The organism is Maribellus comscasis (genome assembly GCF_009762775.1).
In the GTDB taxonomy this organism is placed as follows: domain Bacteria; phylum Bacteroidota; class Bacteroidia; order Bacteroidales; family Prolixibacteraceae; genus Draconibacterium; species Draconibacterium comscasis.
Genome location: NZ_CP046401.1, coordinates 271,946 through 294,047, shown reverse-complemented (window position 1 = coordinate 294,047; position 22,102 = coordinate 271,946). Strand labels below are relative to the sequence as shown.

Genomic DNA, 22,102 nt, shown 5'->3' with positions numbered 1-22,102 from the left:
TGAATAATAATGGCTACTTGTCAAACAAACGGGGCTTGTAACAGTTCATATAAACAAAATATTTAGTCTTTTGAATTTTCTTTTTCTATACCAAGAGCTTCTTTTGCACCTGTTAATATCGATTTCCACCAATAATTGATTATCGAACGCTCCACGTCTCTTTCATAATAAATTTCAACCGGATCAAATTTATCGCCTTTGGGATTCTTTGAGTTTAAAAGCATTTTGTTGGCCCAGAAAGATGCAAGCTTTGATTTTTTTGCTCCGTCGGCATTTAATTCAAGCACATTAATTTTAAAATTATCATAACCAAAATAGAGCTCACCCTCAGCGTATTTATCGTTCAAATTGAATTCAAAATCAAAACGGTTGATATCGCCGCTTTCAATTGAAACGGGTGCCGCTTTTTCCAACATCGGATTAACGGCAGTAAACGGCATTTTTCCCACATTGCCTGAAACCGAGTGTTTATACTTGTTGCTGGTCAAGTCAAAAATAAACCGGGCGTTAATTTCCGCCTGTTCAAATATTTTTGTTGATGCAACGATTTCGAGATTTTTTTGCTGAGTAATAATTTGAGGCTGATTCGAAATTTTACCGGTTCTAAGTTTCAGATTTTCGAATTTTATTGTACCCGGTTCATCCGAAATGTCCATCAATTCACTGTATTTGATTGTTGACGGTTTAAGAATGAGTGAATCAAAAACAAACTGCTGTTTGATGTTTCGAAGCAAATCCTGTGGCCATGGAGGGCGTTGGTTATGGTCAAACGGGTATCTTTTATTTCTGAAAATTTCCACATCCGTTTTTCCAACGATGGCTGCGTTGGCATCAAGAATATTGTTTTTTACCCACAAATTCTCATTAATACCTTTTACTTCAACAAAATCGGTTTTGGCTTTCAAAAAATCAACCTGAAATCCTTTTTGTCTGGAGAGTTCCTCACGGCTCAGGAGCGGATTTACCTGTATGTTTTTAAAAAGAATGTTGTGTTTGTGCGAATTGTAAATCAACGAATCCGCTGTAAATTCATAAAGATTGTTTTTTGTTGTGGTTTTTAATCCCGTGGTTAAAATTTCAAACTCTTTGGAATGAAGAAAGTTTTCAGGATTTTGGTTTTCACCAATGTTAATTTCGTGGAAGACAAGGTTAAAATCTCTTTTAAATAATTGTTTTTTGAACCAGCTGAAATCGAGCGTTATATTTTCAAAATTTAGTTTTTTTACCAATATTTCATCTACATAAGAGTTAACATAAGGATATAAATCCAGGGTTTTTGCTTTTTCCAGGTTCTTACCTTTTAACGAGTCATTTATTTCAATCTGTAAATTCGGATCAACAAAATCAATTTCATCAAAGGAATAAGTATTGTCCTCTAAAACTTTGTTAATATCAAAATTGTGAAAATTGATTCTTGGGATAGAAATTGAAAACCTGTTTTCAACCTGACTTTGGGTAAATGGATTTACCTGTAAACCCGAAATAGAAATTGTTTTTTGTTTTTGATTGTAATCAACCTGCTGAATGCCTAATTCATGTGTTTTTCCCAGTGGCGATTTCAAATCAGAAATTTTTGAAATTAAATTCCCGGTTGATATCTGTAACTGATTTTTGTTGTCGTTTTTTATTGAAATTTTTGGGATGGTCAGATCGAGGTTGAAATAGCTTTTTGCATGTTGGTCTATTCCCCGGGTTTCATAAGTTAAAACCTCGGCACCCGATATTTTTAGCTCGCCAAGCTGTAAGGCCTCTATAAATGAAGGCAATGGGAATTTATACTTACTTAAATCAAGCGATTTTGTTTTTCCTGCCCGATTGTAAACCTGAAATTTTGGTTTATTTAATTCAAGTTTATTAAAATTCAGTTCTTTGGAGTAGTATGCTTTTAAAAAATCAAAATTACTGATTTCGAAATTTGGAATAGAAACCTGAAATGTAGTAGGAAGCTGTTTGTATTTTTCGGATGTAATTACGGGATAAAGCAGCGCATTATTGATTTTTATTGTTGATTTTGCAGTTGAAAGGTTTATTTCCCCTGCCTGTAAAATATGCACGCTGTCAGACAAATGGAAAAGCTGGTCTTTTACCGAGATATCAAAGTTGTCGGAAAATAATAAACGTTTTTTATTCAGTTCATTTTCATTTAATCTAAAGTTTTCGAGTGAGGCTGAGAATTCATTGTCAAACGATGTAGTCTTCCCTTTTTTGGTGTGATTAATCCAGGCAAATTCTCCGTTTGGAATATCGATTTGACTGATGTTAATGTCAGCTAAATAGTTAAACACCAGCTGCGAAAATTCTGAAAATTCTTTTTTCTCCTGCGACTGACGCAGGGCGCCAAAGTTTTCAAAATATATTTCAGGATTTAAAATCTGGAAACGCGAAATATTCAGTTTGTTGTTAAAAAATGCATTTCGAAGGTTTATTCCCCACAATATGATCCGGGGAACTTTAATGTTATACAACTCCGAACGGCTGAAACGACTCATTGTAGTTTCGTCTGCGTTCTCAATAACGGGTTGCAATTGTAAGTTTTGAATCTCTACTTTTCGTTCAAAGCTTAAAATTGAAATCTGGTCGACATTTATTTTATGTAAATCATCAACCAGTCGCATCTGGTAATCGCTAAACTCAAGGTCAAAGTTTGTGGCATAGAAAAACTTGTCGGTTTGTTCAATGCTTGTTGAATCGAGTGAAAAGCCGGTAAGGTTAAATGTAAAACCGGTCTCAAAATACCCTTTAACATTGCTTTCTGTTAAGTTTTGAATGTTTAGTTTTCCCTGCTTTACGGTAACCAAATCAGAATAAACACCTCTTAAATAGGCCGTAATGAGTTCAAAAAGCAGACCCGTTTCCTTTGTTTTTTTTATTTTTTCAGCATCAGCATGAACCTGCAAATTTACGTTTGGTTTGGTAACCAATATCTCGCGGGTAGGTAATGTTCTTGTATGATATAATTTTTTTAAATCCACATCGCTTACTTCAATTGCCTCGCAATCGATGTTAACATGAATACGTGGATGTTTTTTTGTTGTATCGGCCGGCGAAATATTTATTTCTTTTACTCCCAAAGTGTTTGAATAGGTAGAGAAGAACATAGAGCCTGCACTAAAATCGTGGGCATTGTCCTCAAGTTTTAAATGATAGCCGCTGACTTCCATCTCCAAATCGTCGGCATACAATAATTTTTCCGGGTTTTTCGAAGACAATGAGTCCAGTTCAAATCCATTAAGATTAATTTCCAGTGATTCAAACTTTTGCTGATAGTTTATAATATCGGGTTGTCGGTAAATTTCCAAATCGGCATTTGAAAGGTAAAAGCTGTCAACTACTACTTTGGTAAATTGATTGTCAATTAATGAATAAAAATCAAAATTGCTAATATCTTCAATTTGTAGTTTCTGAGAATTTTCTTTTTGATAAAAGCGGATTCTTGGGTTTTCAAACTTTAAAAATTCCACATCAATCGAGTCTTTTACTGTTAACCGGCTAACGATGTCACTTTTCATATACATGCGGGGTACAAAAACATCGTATAAACTTTTTTCACTGTTTTTGTCAAGGTAGGTAAGATGAAAACTCCTGGCGCTGATATCAGAACTTAGTAAAGAGTACTCGAGTGTATCAATCTGTAACACATGTAAACTGTCGCCAAAATTAAAACGGAAATCATTCATCTGTACCAGAATATCATCGGTGTCAAAAAGTTTTGAGTTATGAAAAATCATTGTTGAGTCGGTGCGAAAATTCTTAATGCCGACTGAAATATGTTTTGCATTTGAGACAACAGAGGAATCTCCGGGAGTGTTAAAAAACTGGTAGTGTGCATTAACAAAATCAATTTCGTCAACCTGAATATCTTTTACATATTTTTGAAACAGTGGTCGGATTTCGTAAAGAATTTTATCGGCAGTTTGAACAGAATCCTTTAAAATAAGTTCGTCTCCTCTTATTTCAAGAAGAGGATCAGCAATAATTATTTTGTTGGTATGGAATCTTTTGTTTCTCAGAATACTTTTTATAGAAATTCCTCTGATTTCGAGTTTTTTTGATTCAAACGAGTAAACGACTTTATCTGCAGATTCTTTCAGGATTTTTGTTGACAGGTTTTCGTCGGGAGAAAGTTGAATCTCAGAAACGATTACCGACAAAGGAAATAATTCGATGTCAATTTTATCAAAGGAAAGCTGATAGAGTTGATTTGAACTCTTTGCTACAATTTCCGATAAGTTTTTGTTGATATAATTTTCTGCTTTAAAAAATACAAAAATACCTGCTCCTGTTATCAACAGCAGAAAAGCCAGCACAATCCAGGCAAATATTTTCAGTATTTTTTTTTTGGTTCTTGCCATTTGTAGTTTGTAAACACCTTATAAAGATATATGAATTTAGATAGGGTTGCTTTGTTGGTCAAAAAATATCATTTTTCCCTGCATGAATTTCGGTTTTGGAATTATAAAAACGAATGCAGAATCAATTTATATTTGCCAATAAGAGGAAGACACTTTTATAACAAAATCCTGTTAAAACAGATTTATTATTTTTTGTACTTAAAAAATTTAATTTTAGTAAATTATAGCCCAAAATAAAACCACCGGGATTGCTTTATGTAATTTCAGAATTTAAACCAGAGTTATGAAAAAAGTTTTACTTCTTTTGTTTTTTTCCATTTTTTCTTTTTGTGTTTTTTCACAGGCGCCTGTACAAATAATGTTAGTAACCGGCGGGCATTCCTACGATACGCTTCAGTTTATGGAAATGTTTGATAATTTGGAAGGTGTCGAATATCAGCATTTTGAGCAACCAGTAGCCAACCGGACTATTGCAAACGGTTTGGCCGAATATTTCGATGTTTTGGTTTTTTATGACATGTGGCAAGATATAACGCCGGCAGAAAAGAGTGCTTATATACAGCTTACAAAAGTAGGGAAACCTTTGTTGTTTTTGCATCATTCGCTGGTTTCCTATCAAAAATGGAACGAATTTGAGAAAATTGTCGGCGGGAAATATATTGAGAAAGATCCCGGTGTTCCGGAGTCAGAGTATTCCACTTATGATCATGATGTTTGGGTGTATATAAATCCTGTAGGAAATCATGCTTCTACAAAAGGTTTTCAAAGCTTTCGTTTTTTTGATGAAGTATACGGAAATACCAAAGTGTCGGATAGTGTTATTCCAATTTTGACAACAAAACACCCCGGAAGCACCGAAACAATAGGTTGGGAAAATCATTATAATTCATCAAAAATTGTTTATCTTCAACCAGGCCATGATCACCGTACATACGAAAAAAAAGAATACAGAGAACTTATAAAACAAACTATCGTTTATTTGGCAGGTAAAAATTTAACTGCAAAGTAGATTTATTGTTTCGGATTTTTATTCAGGTTTTTAATTGTTACAGACTACTAATTAATTGGATCTAATTATGAATAATGTAAATCAAAAAAGGCTTTTTATCGCCAGTTGTCTGGCGTTGCTGGTAACAGCAATAACATTTGCCATCAGAGCAAAAATCGAAGGAGTATTTACCGAAGACTACGGGCTGAGCAAAGAACAAGTTGGCCGGGCATTTGGACCGGCATTTTGGGGATTTGCTGTAGCGATGTTTGCCGGTGGTTATTTTATCGATATTGTAAAAACAAAAACCGTCGTTTGGATGGCATTTTTCCTGCATTTGGTTGGTATAATTCTGTTGCTGATGGCAAAAGATTACTTTTCACTTTTTTTGGCCAATGTGTTTATCGGCCTTGGGAATGGTAGTGTGGAAGCCGCTTGTAATCCGCTGGTAACAGCTCTTTTCCCGGATAAGAAAACAAAAATGTTAAACCGTTTTCATGTCTGGTTTCCCGGAGGAATTGTAATCGGAAGTTTGCTGGCAACTTTAATTATGGATGAAATGAATTTATCGTGGCAGGTTCTGGTAAGTATTTTGTTTATTCCGCTTGTTTTATACGGCTTTTTGTTTTTTGGACAAAAAATTCCGGAAACAGAGCGGGTTACAAGTGGTGTTTCATATAAAGAAATGATGCGAAATGTTGGCGCTCCTGTTACCATTACCATCGCGGTTATTTTGATGATTCTTGTTGCTACGGTTCCTTCTTTTACGGTAAGCTTCGACAGCGCTTTACCATTTGTTATCGTAGCCGCTGTGGCAGTAGCCATTGTTATTGAAGGAAGAGCAGTAAATAAAATTACCTTGCTTTTCCCCTTTATATTCTTTTGCATGTTACTCACTGCTTCAACTGAATTGGGAACCACACAATGGATCAACGCTTTGCTGGCTGAGAACGGCATAGGGCCAATGATTATTTTGGCTGTTGTAACCGGAATTATGGCAGTTGGGCGTTATTTTGCCGGTTCTCTCATCCATCGTTTAAATACTACGGGAGTGCTGCTCGGTTCGGCAATTATATCAACAGCCGGGCTGCTTTTGTTAAGTATCGCACAAGGCCCTGCTATGACAGTGGTTTCTGCGGCTGTATTCGCAATTGGAGTATGTTACTTCTGGCCTACTATGATTGGTGCCGCCTCGGAATTTACACCAAAGACAGGCGCGCTGGGAATGTCGATATTGGGTGGAGCAGGTTTTGTTGCTACATCCATGGTTTTACCCATAATGGGAAAATCAATCGAGACTGCCGGCCCGCAAATTACCTTGCGTAATATGTCTGTTTTGCCCGTTATATTGATCGTTGCTTTTGTCGCGCTTTCAATCGTTATTAAGAATAGAAAAGCTGTCAAAGAATGATACTAAAACTACTCCCTTATTTTTGAATGTAAGGGAGTAGTCCTTTTTTGTTTTTTCGTTTTCAAATTATCAGGATGTTGTACATTTTAATCATCGGGCTGGCAGCAGGAGCGATTGCAGGTCTGATTATGCGCGGGAAAGGATATGGTTTTATTATAAACCTGATTGTTGGTATTGCCGGCGCGTATTTAGGACACTGGTTATTCAACAGGCTGGGAATTCGAATCCACGGTGGAATAATCGGAACTTTATTTCTGGCTGTAGTTGGTGCTGTAATATTACTTTACTTGCTCAGTATTCTTAAAAAAATTCTGGATAAATAGTAAAACTGATTACTTTTCGAAACGTTCCCTGTATAAACTTTTTTCTTCCTCCGTGTAGCGGTCTTTTGCATTTTCCGGAATCTGCGTAAGCTCTCTTATTTTGCTGATTTCCGGTGATTCGATGACTTTATTTATACCTTTTTTATTTTTTTCAAGGCTGAACGAATCATACAATTCTCCGGTTACGGTATAAACATCAACCTTTATTTTATTTCCATCAACTGAAATATTCTGGTACAGTTGTATCTGCGAGCCTGCTCTTTCACTCCATCGGTTAACGTTCAAACCATACATCTTAGGGCCTGCTACCGACACCATATACATAGGAGGATTTTTACAATTTTCTCCGACATTTTCCAGGTTTTGCCCGCGACAGTAGGTATGATCGTGTCCCTGTAAAACCAGGTCAACACCATATTTTTCCAGAATAGGCTGGACAACCTTTCGGTAATCTTCGTTATCTCTTCCCTGAGAACAGGAGTAAACCGGATAGTGTGTAAAAACTACCGTCCATTTATTGGGATTGTTTGCCAGTACTTCGTGAAACCATTTTTCAGTATTTATTCTGGCATCATTATAATACCCGGTTGCGGGGGAGTCAAATGATACAAACCGTACGCCCTGGTAATCAACGTAAAATGATTTGTTTTCAAGTCCTTCCGGCCCGTTTTGAGGATTTACAAAAATTTGGTTCCAGTGTTTTGAAAATACCCGCGTATCATTCTCTGAGTGGTATTCATGGTTTCCCGGTGTAGCCATCGTTGGGATTGTAGCGTAAATCCAATCTCCTGCATGAAAAAATTCACTCCAGTAATCTTCATTGCTTCGGCTGACCAAATCACCAGCCATCAATACAAACTCAGCGTCAGGAAAGTGAGAATATGCCTGTCGGATTAGACGGGAGCAATGTTGTTTGATATCATTCTGAAAATCGCCAAGATATAAAAAATGAAACGGTTCTGTATTGGCCGACGAAGTGGTAAACTGAAACCATTCGCTCCAGTTGTCACCATTTCCAACACGGTAAGTGTAGGTGGTATTCGGGCTCAGGTTATCAAATACAACTTTGTGCCCCAAAGCGGAAGCATCTCCTTCTTCCCAAAATGACGAAGTACCATTGACCGTAGCTATGTTTTCAGAAAAGAAAGGCCCTTCACTTGCTTTTGCAATTTGTCCCAAGCTAACTGCGACACCGGCGCTTGTCCGCCAGCTTACAGCTCTCTCACTTGCCGGATTTCCAGAAATGCTGAGCATAACTCTGTCAGGAAAAACAGTTGCATTGTTGGTGGATGGCTGCTCCTGTGCATTAACCCGACCATGGAAAACAAAAATACATCCAATAAAAACTATTTTAAACCATTTCATAATGTTTCAATTTTTAGATTTTCCTGATTCTGAACCTCAATCTCGGAAAAATTAGTTTGATTCAAAAGTATGTTTTTCCCCAATACATCACCAATATAATTATTCTCATTTATGATGATATTTTTGCATGCTTCAAATGTAAAAGTGTATTTGCGTTGGTGATAAGGAGCATATTTTTTACTTTTTTTTATGGTATTGTTGCTAAACGAAAGTCCGTCAACTGATCTGGCAAAAACAACGGGATAATCGAAAGGATTAAATTTGTTCCCTGTAATTCGGATGTTTTTATGAAAAAAGGGTGTGTTCTGATTTAATTCAGGAATTTCCGGATATATAGAGATAATACCTTCGCAAAATTGATAAGAACTTGTGTTACACAGTTCAGTGAAGGTATTATTTCGGATGGTTACATCTTTTACAGCACCTGATTCAAACCAATTGTTGGCATCACCTGCAATCAGAATTGCGCTTCCGCTCGATTCAAAGATGTTGTTTTCTATCACTACTTTTTCCGGAGTGGAAACCAGCACTCCACGCGCCCTGCAGCTTTTAAAGTGAGAATTCTGAATGGTTAAATCCGGCGCCCACGTTAGGTTTTCGAGCGCATCTCCTGTTTCAAGGTTTTGAGGCAGCTCCTCTTTTAAGGTTAAAATGAATTCCTGTCGGTTTGTTGGTTTAAAACTTTCAGCTTCCCCATAAGCAAAAGTATTCATCGAAGTGTTTTCTATAAATCCGATTTTGTCTCCGGCATGTCCCCATTGTAATCCTTCACTCTGGTGGTGCATAAACTTACATTTTATCTTTTTGTCCGGTAAAATTTCAATAACCTGGACACTGGTGCCATGAACATTTATCGGATCATCCATTAAACCTGCAAATTCGCAGTTGTTAACAGTTATTTGTCCCTTACAGTTTGAAACCTGTAAGCCATCATCTCCGCCACCAAAATAGCGGTTTTTTGTTGCATTTGGAATGGCTTTGTATTTGTCAAAAGTCAGATTCTCACTAAACTGTGCCAGAATTCCCAACCCGGTGGCATGATATAATGTTACATTTTTTATGTTTATATTTTTTGAGTTCTGAATAAAAATTCCCGAATGAAGTCTTTCGCTGTGCCGCATCACCAAATAATTTCCAACCTTTGGTTTTCTTTCAAAATTGTTCTCTAATCGAATCAGACCGGGAATGATACTTTTGGCCTCGTAGTTTTGCCAGTTTTTACCCAGGCAGCCCCAATCGCCTGTTTGTGGAACAACATACCGACCTTCACGATCAAACTCCATGGTTCCTTTCCATTGTTCCTCCCAGTCTTTGCCATTAAAAAAAATTTTACCGTCGGTTATTTTATATGAATATTCTTTTTGGTTGATGTTTAAATCAATAAAGTTTTCACCCGTTTCTGCTACTTCAACCTGGGCTGTCAAGGGATTTTCCCAGTCGATTTGAATATTTTTTAATGTAATATTCTCACAGTTATCAAAGGTAAAGGGTTGCATTTGTCCGTGAAATATAAAATTGCTGCCATTTCCTTCAACGACCAGATTTTTGGCTCCTTCAAAAAGAAAAGCGCAAATTCGTGGGTTTATATCTGTAGTGTTTGATTCAAAATAATTCCGTTGTTCACAACCTTCAGGATAAAAATGATACGTGCCGGGTTTAAAAACCAGTATTTTGGGAAATTCTCCGTTAATATTCTTTAAGATTTTGTTGGTCAGTGTGATACAATTTTCTTTTCCTTTTAAGGGTAATCCCAGGTCGTCGACATGGTAATAAACTGTATCGTTTAAAGCTGTGTTGTGTTGGTTGATTTTATTTTGAGGGATTAAAAAACTTTGTACAAAATACGCAGACAGGAAAATGAGAAAAAAAGATAAGGTCAGCTTCATTGCTTATAAATTATTTTATGCGAAAGTTAAAAAAAGAGTTTGATTTATGTATATCTGCTTTGAATGAATAAAAGTGCCGGTAACCCTAAAATGGAATATATTTATCGCATGCCAGAATGCTGACGTTTTTTCTGTTGTTGGAATTGATAACACAGGAACAGCTGTTTTGGATAAATTGCGAAACAAAATTTGAAATGATTATTTCGTTGTTTTTCCTTCGTACATTTGAGTAAACGAGTCGTCAACCGGTTCCCAAAGTTCTATTTTATTTTTTTCCGGATCAAGAATGTGAACAAATTTTCCATATTCATACGACTCTATTTCATCTAAAATTGTAACACCGGACTTGCGCAATTCTTCAACCAGTTTTTCAATATTTTCTACACGATAGTTTATCATAAATTCTTTTTCCGAAGGCTGAAAATAATCTGTATCAATGGAGAAAGGGCTCCAAACAGAATAACCTTTTTTTTCTGGTTCGTCAGAATTCCTGAATTCAAAAACTGAACCGTATTCATTGGTAACCAACCCCAGATTTTTATTGTACCACTCTTTCATTTTCTCTGGATCCCGGGTTTTAAAAAAGATTCCGCCAATGCCAGTTACTTTTTTCATTTTATCTTGTTTTTACAGAATGCTTAAGGTAAGACATTTTTGAATTGCAAAAGGAAAATCGTTATTTAACTTACCGTTAATTTTAGTTAAAAATGTTTGTTGTTAGGTAGCTGTGATGAATTACAAAGAGATTTTTTTAATTTTCTGATATTCAAACCAGTCCTCGCCGTTTGAACCTATTTTCTGAGAAGAATTTATTTTACTTAATAAAAGATTAATTGTTTAGAAATATTTTTCAGATACAATTCATTTTTCTTTGACCTGCCAATTAAATCAATAGAAAAGATCTTGTGAGTATTGCTAATCTGGTTGATTAACAGGTGTTTGCTGTAGTGAATATTTGTGTTGCCAGTGATTAAATGTTGTTTTTTTATCACATAATTAAGCAAGACAATAGAGGTTTATCAAAAATCAAAATATTTAAAAGAATAAGCAGTCGAACAAAATAATAATTAAAAAATTGCCTATGAAATAAGAAATAAAAAAATGCCGGAAGATGCTGCTACATCACCCGGCAAAGAGATAAAAACATTTATGAAATATTATTATCAAAATTCAAATTTATGAAAAAAAAGTTCATTATTGAACCACTATGTGTTCATATGCACAGGTTGGTTCACTTTCTTCGAATTTCAAGTTTTAGCGTTTTGTTTTTTTTAATGTCCGTCTCAGGACTATTTGCTGAGTCGTTATCGCAAGGAGCTGAGTTACTCTCTGACAAAGAGATTAAAAAGGAAAATCTTTTGATTGGAGAAATTACCGGAACTCAACAAAATAATACAGTTTCCGGTAATGTTACAGATGAAAGCGGTGTGCCCCTACCAGGAGTTTCTATTTTTTTAAAAGGAACTACTACCGGAGTAACTACCGATATCGACGGTAATTTTACTATCGAAGTTTCTGATGAAGATCAGGTTCTTGTTTTTTCTTTTATGGGAATGAAAACGTTGGAGCTTGCAGTAAAGGATCAGCAACTAATCAATGTTGTTCTTGAAGACGATGTTATTGGTTTGGAGGAGGTTGTTGCCGTTGGTTACGGAACGCAAAAAAAAGCTAACCTTACCGGTGCCGTAACACAAATCGATGCCGAACAACTTGAAAGCAGACCCGTTTCGAGCTTTTCTCAAAGTCTCCAGGGAACAATGCCCGGTTTGACACTTACGCGGTCGAGTGGAAGAGACAATGTGTCAACAAGTATAAATATTCGTGGTTTTACATCCATTAACGGAGGAAATCCGTTGGTTTTAATTGACGGTATTGAGGGGGACATCGACGTAATTAATCCCAGAGACGTTGAGTCGGTAACTGTGTTGAAAGATGCTGCAGCATCCGCTATCTATGGTTCGAGAGGGGCTTTTGGTGTTATACTGGTAACAACAAAAAATGCAAAAGAAGGAACCACTCGTGTAAATTACGACAATAACTTTTCCTGGTCAACTCCAACCACAAATACCAATTTTATGACAGACCCTTATGAGACTATTATGTTGGTTGATGAGTCGTTTAGAGGAAGAGTCGGGCGTACGTATACCGGATATAGCGAAAAAGACTATGAAGAGTTGAAAAAGCGTTCTGAAGACCCGTCTTTACCCGATTATGTAGTAGAGAACAGAAAGGGGCAGGACCAGTATATTTATTATGGAAATACAGATTGGTACCATACTACATTCAGAACCTGGCGACCTTCCCAAAACCATAATTTTTCTGTGATTGGAGGTAGTGAAAAAGTAAGGGGCTTATTATCCGGGCGTGTTTACGATTCGAAAGGGATTCTGAAAATCCAGGATGATGAATTCAAATCACATAACATCAGGGGGAAAATTGAAATTGATGTAAAAGATTGGCTGACGCTGTTTGGCAACTTACAGTACAATAATAATTCGAATCTTGAACATGGCGGTTCGCATAACGGTTGGGCTGAACCATGGGGGTCATATATTTGGGTGCATGCCCTGCCAAGTTACCTCCCGAAAAATCCTGACGGGACTGCGACTTACAGGACCGAGCTAAATAATTATACCATTGGAGACGGTCTTTGGTCTCAATTGTATTATGGAAAGACTTTTAGGGAAACAAAATTTAATCAACTGGTAAATACCATTGGTGCAAATGTGAAACCTCTGAAGAATTTCGATATCCATTTTGATTATACTGCAAAGCTCGATTTCTCTAACACATATACACGAACAGTTAAATCTCCCTGGGCGATATACCCTGATGAGATTTCCTACCTTGGAAACGATAGCTACCGGGAAGTGATTGACCATGACGAGTTTCACGCAATTAATTTATACGGAACCTATTCTTTAGAGAAAGAAAAACATAGTTTAAAGGGTATGGTTGGATTTAACCAGGAAGATAAACTATATAAAACTGTTGATGCAAGGAAGAAAAATTTAATCTCCGACGATTTAAATGCACTAACATTGGGAACGTCGGACCCGGAAGCTTATGGTACTTTAACAGACTGGGCTGTAAGAGGATTTTTTTACCGGCTTAATTATAACTTCGACAGGAAATATCTTCTTGAATTAAATGGTCGTTATGATGGAACATCGAGATTTCCCGAAGATTTTCGTTGGGGATTTTTCCCTTCTGCTTCTGTGGGCTGGTATGCCAGTAACGAGAATTTCTTTCAGGGAATAAAAGATTATGTGAACGAATTTAAATTGAGAGCATCCTACGGTTCCTTAGGAAATCAGGAAGTAGGGGCATACGATTATTCCCCTACAATGAGCCAGGGGACGTCTGGTTCGTATGTTATCGACGGCCAGAAGGTAAACTATATTACTCCCCCGGGGCTAAATCCGCTTGACATTACCTGGGAAACAGTAAATACAATAGACTTTGGATTTGATATGGCTTTCTGGCGCAACAGGTTTGCTCTGAATTTTGACTGGTTTGAAAGACAAACGACCGGGATGTTAACAAAGGGGAAAACACTTCCGGCTGTAATTGGAACTGGATCTCCTAAAGAAAATGCAGCCGACTTAAGTACGAAAGGTTTTGAAATTACCTTGTCTTTTCACGAAAGTTTTAATCTGGCAGGTAAGCCACTTCGTATTGATTTAACGGGAGTGTTATCAAACAGTAAATCAGAAATTACACGTTTCGATAATCCGAACAACTACCTGGGAGACTATTATGTTGGCCAAACCATCGGCGAAATTTGGGGATATACCATTGACGGACTTTTTCAGTCGGACGAAGAGGCAGCGGCCTATGATGTTGACCAGACCCGTGTGAACAGTAGTATTCAGGCATCTCCGGGTGAGTTTGGGAAGCTTCTTGGCGGCGATATGAAATACGTGGATTTGGATGGCGATAAAGAAATCAGCAACGGTGAATATACTTTGGAAAACCCCGGAGATATGAAAATTATCGGAAACTCGTCCATTCAATTCCCTTACAGTTTTGTTTTCAACGCCGACTGGAATAATATTAACCTTTCTTTGACCATGCAGGGCGTAGGAAAACAGGATTGGTATCCGAGTACAGATTCCCGAATTTTTTGGGGACCTTATGCCCGTCCGTATGTTTCTTTCATACGAAAAGATTTGGGAAAGGAAGTTTGGTCTGAAGATAATAAAGACGCATATTTCCCCTCAGTGTACAGAGGTTACGGTGCTCTGGGGTCAAACCGTCAGATGGGAGCGGTTAATGATCGTTACCTGCAGGATATCAGTTATCTGAGGTTAAAAAACCTTACCGTTAGTTATACCATTCCGTCAAAACTAACCCAAAAGGTTTCTATTCAGAAATTAAAAGTCTATTTCAGTGGAGAAAACTTGTTAACATTCTCAAAACTGACTGATTACATCGATCCGGAGCAGGCTTCTGCAACCAGCACAGCTCAAACATATCCCTTTAGCAAAGTGTATTCAATGGGATTATCAATTACACTATAATTTATTTCTGTAACGAAAAAGAAAAAAATGAAAACAAATATTATTAAGTATACCCTATTCGCATTTTTGTTTGTCGTAATATCCTGCGATGATGACTATTTAGACAGGAGTCCTCTGTCTGAAGTTTCTTCTGATGTGTTTTTTCAAAAAGCGAGCGACCTTGAACTATACACCAATGCATTCTATTTTATGTTTCCCGAAATTTCCATATATGACGGAGATGCTAGTTCGGATAACATCATACTCTATTCACCGTCCGATTTGGTAAGGGGAAGTCGTGTTGTTCCCACCAGTGCCGATGATGCGGGTTGGACCTGGGATGATTTACGCGATATTAATTTCTTTTTGGCAAATTATGAAAAATGTATCGACGAAAGCGCCAGAAAACATTATAGCGGAGTAGCAAAATTCTTCAGGGCGTATTTTTATTTTGAAAAAGTAAAACGTTTTGGAGATGTTCCGTGGTATGAAGAAGTAATTGAACCGGATGATGAAGAAGCACTGCAAAAGGCAAGAGATTCCAGAACCCTGGTTATGGATAAGGTTTTAACGGATATCGACTATGCTATTGCAAACATGAATGACAACACATCGGTTTACACTGTAACAAAATGGACAGCACTGGCGCTAAAATCGAGAATTGGTTTGTTTGAAGGAACTTTTCGTAAATATCATGGTATTGACGGCTACGAGAAATTTTTAAATGCCTGTGTCAGTGCGTCGGAAGAGTTGATGAATTCGGGTGCATATAATATTTACAGTACAGGGAATCCTCAAGTGGACTACAGGGATTTATTCACAGCCCACGATGCAATTGGTGAAGAAATTATTCTGGCCCGTCAGTTTTCAGGTGAACAAAGTATTGACCATAATGTGAATTATTATACCATAACGTCTTCTTACGGAATGCCTGGCATGCCAAAGGATTTGGTAAATAGTTATCTGATGACAGACGGATCGCGTTTTACTGACAAGCCAGATTATAATAAAATTGAATTTACGGAGGAAGTGCAAAGCAGGGATTTACGACTTTCTCAGACTATTCGCACACCTGGTTACACCCGGCTGGGAACAAGCCAAACCCTTCCTCCCGATCTGGCAGCAACCATAACAGGATATCAATTGATTAAATATGTAAATGAAACAGTGTATGATTCATACGATACCGGTATCAACGATCTACCTCTGTTTCGTTTTGCAGAAGTGTTATTAAATTATGCAGAAGCAAAAGCAGAACTTGGTACTTTAACCCAAAATGATCTCGATATTTCGGTTAACAAATTAAGAGACAGGGTGAATATGCCTCATATGTCGCTGGCGGAAGCCAATGCAAATCCCGACAATTTTCTTGCTGCACAATATGTAAATGTTGGAGGTAGCAACAAAGGAATCGTTCTGGAAATCAGGCGTGAAAGAAGAATTGAATTGTTTATGGAAAATTTCCGTTGGAATGATTTGATGCGCTGGAAAGAAGGACAGAAGATTGTGCAGGATTTCCGTGGTATGTATTTCCCCGGTCCGGGGTCGTACGATTTGGAGAATGATGGCGATATTGATGTTGTTATTTATACTGAAGAGCCCGCTTCAAAACCCGAAGGCACTTTGTTCCTGAAATTAGGTGAAGATATTGTTCTTGATGAAAATAATTTAATTAATCCGCAGCCCGAAATAGACGACAGGAAATTTGATGAGAGCAAAGATTATTTGTACCCGTTACCCATAACAGAGCTTTTATTGAATTCAAATTTGACCCAAAATCCCAATTGGGAATAGTTTGTAAGTTATAAGTTAACAGCATGGAGAAGAAGTTAAGGTTTTGATTGTAGGGATTTATAATCACCTTACTTCTTCTTTTACCTTTTAAATACAGTTTTCCAAAAGTTGGACCGGCAAATGTTCCAATAATACTCTTTTTGTAACCCAATATTTAATGTTTAAAATTATGAAAGCATTTAAAATACTATTACTGCTTCTTGCCTGGTGTTCTGTAATGGATGGATACTCGCAGGTAGAGGCACTTCATCACAATCAGCTTATTTTACCCGATAAAATTGGAGATAAGCTTTTGTTAAAAGGCGATTTTCATATGCACACCGCTTATTCCGATGGGCATGTGATGCCTGACTATCGTGCTTTTGAGGCGATTAATGACGGCATGAACCTTATCGCTCTAACGGAACACATCGATTTTGAATTGTACCCCGATGAACTGCATAACGACTACAATAAGCCTTATGAAATGGCGAAAGCATATGCACAACAGGCCGGATATTCCTCTCCCAAAGATTCGTTAATTGTTGTATTGGGAGCCGAAATTTCTCCGCGGGTTAGTCCTTTTCATTGTAATGCCGTCTTTTTAAAGGATGCCAACGCTATTCCTGCGGAGTACATGTCTGAAACAAAGAAGAAATTTATTATGAAACAAGGAGAATTGACCGGGCTGATATACAAAGCATTTTATGAAGCCAAAAAACAAGGGGCGTTTATTTTTTATAACCATCCCGGTTATAAATATTGGGACTACAATAAATACGGCGTTGATTTATTTACCGATATTCATGAAGATTTGCTGGAAAAAGGATTAATAAATGGTATTGAAATCGTAAACAGTGGAAAATATTTTGTTGAGGCACACCGAATTGCCATTGAAAAAGGACTTACTGTTTTTGCCAATTCTGATGCACATTGGGGAACACTCAGAACAATGGGCACGACTGCCCGCTGTGCCACACTTGTTTTGGCCGACAATAAAAGTGACGACGCCATAAAACAAGCGCTTTTTGATAAACAGACAGCTGCTTATTGGGATAACCATTTGGCGGGATCAAAAGAAATTCTGACTAAAATATTTAGAGCCGGAATTGAAATAAAAAGTGAAAAAGGAAAAGCTGCCGATGCCGAATTAGTTGTTGTTACGATAGTAAATAATACAAGCATACCGTTCGTAATCGGAGAAATAGATTTGAAATATGACCTTTTGTTTCAACCAAAAAATTCAGTAGTGCTGGCAGCCAATAGTGAAACCGTTTTAAAAATTAAGACTTTGCTGGATAAACATGAAAAGATTGATATTGGGTTAACCATTTTGAATGCTCTGGTTGCACCCGGCCAACCTTTAAAAACCAATATTAGTGTTGAAGGATTCTAAAAATAAAGAATGTAAATAAAATGTATTTTGTCAAATCTTTCTCAACATCAAAAGCCGGAAGTCCATAACCTGAGATCCTGGCATTTCAAGTGCTTTCAGTGTCAATGTTCCTTTTCCTTTTTTTAATTCAATTGTTCCTATATTCAATGGTTTGAATTCTTTTACATATGATTCCCACCTCGGGATCAGATCGTGTTCCATTCCGGTTAAAGGAGGATCATGTGCTTCTTCTATTTTTGAAATCAATTTTTCATTACCAAAATTTAACTGGAAGGTTGAACCCACATCTGAGGCAGGGCAGGTATAGTAAATTGTTACATCGAACTTACCATCGGCGAGTACCTCTGCGTCCCAGGTAATGCTGTCCGTGGTACTCATCCAGTTGGTGAAAAATGTACAATTGGGATAACGGTTTGAGCGTTGAATATTTCCATGCGCCGTGCCATCACGAGCCGGAATTTGTGTCCATATAAAATCAGGATGGGCAATAGTAAATGCACGATAATCCTTTTCGGGTAGTTCTGTGAGTACTTCATTTTCCCATTTTTCTTTAGCCGAAATCATCTGTTGGGTTATTTTTAACTGGTTGTCAGATATGTCGGTTTCTTGACCCGAGTCGTTTTCCATATCAAACAATTTACCGTCGTTATCCAACCTGTATTTCTGATTACGTACACTTGTTCTTTTTCCCCAGTGGTTAAAAATAAACCGGTCATTCCACTCCGGGTTCTCTTCGGTTAAAAGACGTTTTAAACTCAAGCCGTCAAGTGGTTTTTTTGTTTGATATTTAATACCTGCAAGATCTGTTAAAGTTGGCAAAAGATCGACCGCTGAAGCAATAGTTGTTATTTTTTTTCCGCCTTGAATTTTGCCCGGCCATTTTATAAAGAAGGGAGAACGGACACCTCCTTCATCAGTCGATCCTTTCCTTCCTTTCATGCCGTTGTTCCAGCGCCAACTGTTTGGGCCGTTGTCAGAAAAATAAATAACGATTGTGTTTTCTGAAAGATCTAATTCATCTAGTTTCTGTGTAATTCGCCCAACGTTCCAGTCAATATTTTCGCACATAGCGAGTGCCGAATTTGTAAACATTATTTCTTCTTTATCCGGATCATGGTGTTTCATTCCCGGTTCTTTGTTTTTGAATTTTTGCCACCAGCGATCAGGAACCTGCATAGGAGCGTGCGGGGTATTAAAAGGCAGGTAAAGAAAGAACGGGGTGTTTTTGTTTTGCTCTATAAATTGGAGGCCATGATTCGTTAAATCGTCAATGATAAAACCATCGCCTTTTACAATTTCTCCGTTGTGTTCCAGCATCGGGCTATAATAATTTCCCCAGTGGCCAGAACAAAATCCGTAAAAATCTTCAAATCCCCGGGCATTGGGATGATACGGAGCCTGCATACCATTGTGCCATTTGCCATAGGCAGCGGTTTTGTAACCTGCATTCCTGAACACATCGGCAATGGTTGTTTCGTCCAAATCAAGTCGCTCGCCACCTGCTGATGTTGAATACACGCCTCCGCGTACGTGGTAGCGTCCGGTCAAAAACTCAGCGCGGGTAGGAGAACACACCGGGCAAACATAAAAGCGGTCGAAAAAAACACCGGTTTCGGCAATTTTGTCAATGTTTGGTGTACTGATATTTGTGTTACCGGTGTAACTTAAGTCACCCCAACCCTGGTCATCTGAGAGGATGACAATTATATTGGGAAGTTTTTGTTCTGTATTTTTTTTGCAGGAAGATGTAATGAAAGTTGCGAGTATAAAAAGAAGAATTATGCGGTTCATAATATTGGTTTTAGGTCGTCTAAAATTATGTATTTTGCCTGATAAAACCCAGAAAAAGAAAAGACGGAGTATAAAAAAACAGGAAGATTTAACCCTTCCTGTTTTTTTCCTGCTCAGTTACTATCTCTTTCTGTCAGCTCCCTGACGTTCAATCATCCATCCCGGATACTCCGGAGTTAATTTACTCACGTCATCCAACTGTTTTAATTCATCTTTTGTAAGTCTGATATTTACGGAATCAAGGTTTTCGCTGAGTTGTGTCGGTTTATTTGCTCCAATTATAACCGTTGTAACGGCCGGTTGATGAAGCAACCATGCCAATGCGATTTGAGCCACAGTAACCTTTTTCTCCTTTGCGACTTCTTGCATAACATCAATAATATCAATTGCTTTGTCTTTATTAACGGGAGGAAAATCAAAGTTAACTCTGCGCCCACCTTCCTTCGACTCAGAATTTCGATCGTATTTTCCGCTCAATAAACCACCTGCTAAAGGGCTCCACACCATTAAACCAATTTTTTGGTCGAGGAGGAGAGGAACAATCTCACGCTCCAGATCACGACTTGCAATGGTATAATACGCCTGTAGCGAAACAAATTTACTCAAGTGATTTTGGGCTGAAATTCCCAATGCCTTCATTATCTGCCATGCAGCTAAATTGCTGCACCCAATGTATCGTACTTTTCCGCTTTTCATCAATAAATCAAGGGCCTCCAGAGTTTCTTCCAAAGGCGTAGCGGAATCAAAACCATGAATCTGGTATAAATCGATATAGTCCATATTCAAACGGCTCAAACTCTCATCAGCCTGTTGGAGAATGTGTTTTTTTGTTAATCCTGAATTGTTTGGACCATCACCCATTTTTCCGCGCACTTTTGTTGCAATAACCAAATCATCGCGTTTTAATCCGAGAACCCGGATCGCCTGACCGGTCATTTGCTCACTTAATCCTTCGCTGTATACATTAGCTGTATCAATGAAGTTTATTCCGCCGTCAACAGCTTGTTTCATCAAAGCATTTACCTGTTCCTGTGGCAGGGTGCCGATAGCTGTCCACATTCCACGCCCACCAAATGTCATTGTCCCCATACATAGTTCCGAAACTTCCAGGCCTGTGTTTCCTAAGAAATTGTATTTCATAATTTTTTTGAATTTTAATATTTGTTGGTTGTAAGTTTTATATGTCTTCTTCTTTGTTCTGTATAAGTTACTTTTAACTTTTGATATAAATTATTTTTCTCTTTGGAAGAGAGTTTAATTTGTTCAATGTTGCTTTTTACTTCATAAAAATAACATTTGTTTTTATTTATAGTTCAAGAAAAAGATGGCTGAATATTCGGTTTATTTTTTATTTTTTTTTTAATCTGTTTTCGCTTTTTTAACGAGGCTTTATTTTTTTAATAAAAGACTTGTTGGTGTTTTTGTGCTCTGTTTTCTTTTGTAATTCATTTATTATTAGTAATTTGTAGTAAGGGTTGTGTCTCGGGCATGGCTTAGTATTATTATTTTTCATTTTAAAACAAAAAGAGATGAAAAAAATTCACACTGTAATTTTAGCCCTCATAATTATGGTTTGCGCATCGCATATGAATGCACAGGAGAACGCAAAAACAAAGTACATGGTTTGGGAAGTTCAGTTGACGCCGTTACAACTTGAAAACGCCCAAAAGGCTATTGCTGCAGAGAATACTTTTTACAAAGAAAACAATCACCCTTACATGAATGCTACGCAATATACAAACGACGGGTATTTATGGTATTCGGTACCATTTACCGAATTCGGAGATTTGGATGAAATGCAAAAAATGATGATAAAATTGTATGAAGAAAATCCGGAGCGTACAAAAGAAATTCAAAAACTGTTTGATGTTTCCTATTCAAAGGTAGGGCGAATGATTTTGGAGTCACAACCGGAGCTTTCTGTTGCCGGTGAGCAGATGACAAGTACTCCGATGGGATCGAAATTTCGGTTTTTTGAGAAATTTTATATAAAACCGGGAATGTGGGATAAGTTTCAGGAATTGACAAAGACATATGTTGACTTACGCAGGGAGCATGGAATAACCTCGGCCTTTTACACATTTTATCCTGTTTTCGGGGCTGATATGAATGTAGTATATTTTATTGACGAAACCGGTAATAGTCCCTCAGAACATTATAAACTAAACGAAGAACAATGGGCTGAATTTGGGGAAGAAGGAAAGAAACTTTGGCAGGAAGTTTTACCTATTGTTCAAAAAATAGAAACACATCTTGGTCAAATAGACTTCGATTTGATGTATATACCTGAAAATTAGATGTTTGTCGCTTTTTTG

13 protein-coding genes are annotated in these 22,102 nt (G+C 37.4%); 7 read left to right on the top strand and 6 right to left on the bottom strand.

The window, feature by feature from the left end; genetic code table 11:
* Window positions 1-62 precede the first annotated feature (62 nt).
* Window positions 63-4,352, bottom strand: a complete 4,290-nt coding sequence (locus tag GM418_RS01300) for an AsmA family protein (RefSeq protein WP_158862396.1) — start codon at window positions 4,350-4,352, stop codon at window positions 63-65.
* 283 nt (window positions 4,353-4,635) lie between these two features.
* Here GM418_RS01300 and GM418_RS01295 point away from each other — a divergent pair, with 283 nt between their 5' ends.
* From GM418_RS01295 to GM418_RS01285, 3 genes are all read left to right on the top strand, one after another.
* Window positions 4,636-5,361, top strand: coding sequence for a ThuA domain-containing protein (locus tag GM418_RS01295; RefSeq protein WP_158862394.1), 726 nt, complete (start codon window positions 4,636-4,638; stop codon window positions 5,359-5,361).
* A gap of 67 nt (window positions 5,362-5,428) precedes the next feature.
* Entirely contained in the window at window positions 5,429-6,751 is a 1,323-nt protein-coding gene (locus GM418_RS01290; protein WP_158862392.1) for an MFS transporter, read from the top strand.
* Window positions 6,752-6,825: 74 nt separating this feature from the next.
* Window positions 6,826-7,074: a GlsB/YeaQ/YmgE family stress response membrane protein gene (locus GM418_RS01285; protein WP_217447680.1), complete on the top strand. Its 249-nt coding sequence runs from the start codon at window positions 6,826-6,828 to the stop codon at window positions 7,072-7,074.
* Window positions 7,075-7,083: 9 nt separating this feature from the next.
* Here GM418_RS01285 and GM418_RS01280 read toward each other — a convergent pair whose 3' ends face one another.
* The 3 genes from GM418_RS01280 to GM418_RS01270 form a co-directional block, all read right to left on the bottom strand.
* Window positions 7,084-8,439, bottom strand: a complete 1,356-nt coding sequence (locus GM418_RS01280; protein ID WP_158862390.1) for a purple acid phosphatase family protein — start codon at window positions 8,437-8,439, stop codon at window positions 7,084-7,086.
* Window positions 8,436-10,325, bottom strand: a complete 1,890-nt coding sequence (locus GM418_RS01275; RefSeq protein WP_158862388.1) for a right-handed parallel beta-helix repeat-containing protein — start codon at window positions 10,323-10,325, stop codon at window positions 8,436-8,438. The genes GM418_RS01280 and GM418_RS01275 overlap by 4 nt, the downstream gene beginning before the upstream one ends.
* A gap of 198 nt (window positions 10,326-10,523) precedes the next feature.
* Window positions 10,524-10,940, bottom strand: coding sequence for a VOC family protein (locus tag GM418_RS01270; RefSeq protein WP_158862387.1), 417 nt, complete (start codon window positions 10,938-10,940; stop codon window positions 10,524-10,526).
* A 563-nt stretch (window positions 10,941-11,503) separates the two neighbouring features.
* On the opposite strand from GM418_RS01270, the gene GM418_RS01265 reads away from it, so the two are divergent.
* The 3 genes from GM418_RS01265 (at window position 11,504) to GM418_RS01255 (ending at window position 17,996) form a co-directional block, all read left to right on the top strand.
* Entirely contained in the window at window positions 11,504-14,848 is a 3,345-nt protein-coding gene (locus GM418_RS01265) for a SusC/RagA family TonB-linked outer membrane protein (protein ID WP_158862386.1), read from the top strand.
* 27 nt (window positions 14,849-14,875) lie between these two features.
* Window positions 14,876-16,621: a RagB/SusD family nutrient uptake outer membrane protein gene (locus GM418_RS01260; RefSeq protein WP_158862385.1), complete on the top strand. Its 1,746-nt coding sequence runs from the start codon at window positions 14,876-14,878 to the stop codon at window positions 16,619-16,621.
* A 169-nt stretch (window positions 16,622-16,790) separates the two neighbouring features.
* Window positions 16,791-17,996, top strand: a complete 1,206-nt coding sequence (locus tag GM418_RS01255; RefSeq protein WP_158862384.1) for an Sb-PDE family phosphodiesterase — start codon at window positions 16,791-16,793, stop codon at window positions 17,994-17,996.
* A 30-nt stretch (window positions 17,997-18,026) separates the two neighbouring features.
* Here GM418_RS01255 and GM418_RS01250 read toward each other — a convergent pair whose 3' ends face one another.
* Window positions 18,027-19,787: an arylsulfatase gene (locus GM418_RS01250; RefSeq protein WP_158862382.1), complete on the bottom strand. Its 1,761-nt coding sequence runs from the start codon at window positions 19,785-19,787 to the stop codon at window positions 18,027-18,029.
* Window positions 19,788-19,907: 120 nt separating this feature from the next.
* Window positions 19,908-20,927 (bottom strand): aldo/keto reductase, encoded by a 1,020-nt coding sequence (locus tag GM418_RS01245; RefSeq protein ID WP_158862379.1) that lies wholly within the window; start codon window positions 20,925-20,927, stop codon window positions 19,908-19,910.
* A gap of 389 nt (window positions 20,928-21,316) precedes the next feature.
* Between GM418_RS01245 and GM418_RS01240 the strand changes: the two genes are divergently transcribed.
* The gene (locus tag GM418_RS01240; RefSeq protein WP_158862378.1) at window positions 21,317-22,084 is read left to right on the top strand and encodes a hypothetical protein; all 768 of its coding nucleotides are present in this window, start codon (window positions 21,317-21,319) and stop codon (window positions 22,082-22,084) included.
* Window positions 22,085-22,102: the final 18 nt, after the last annotated feature.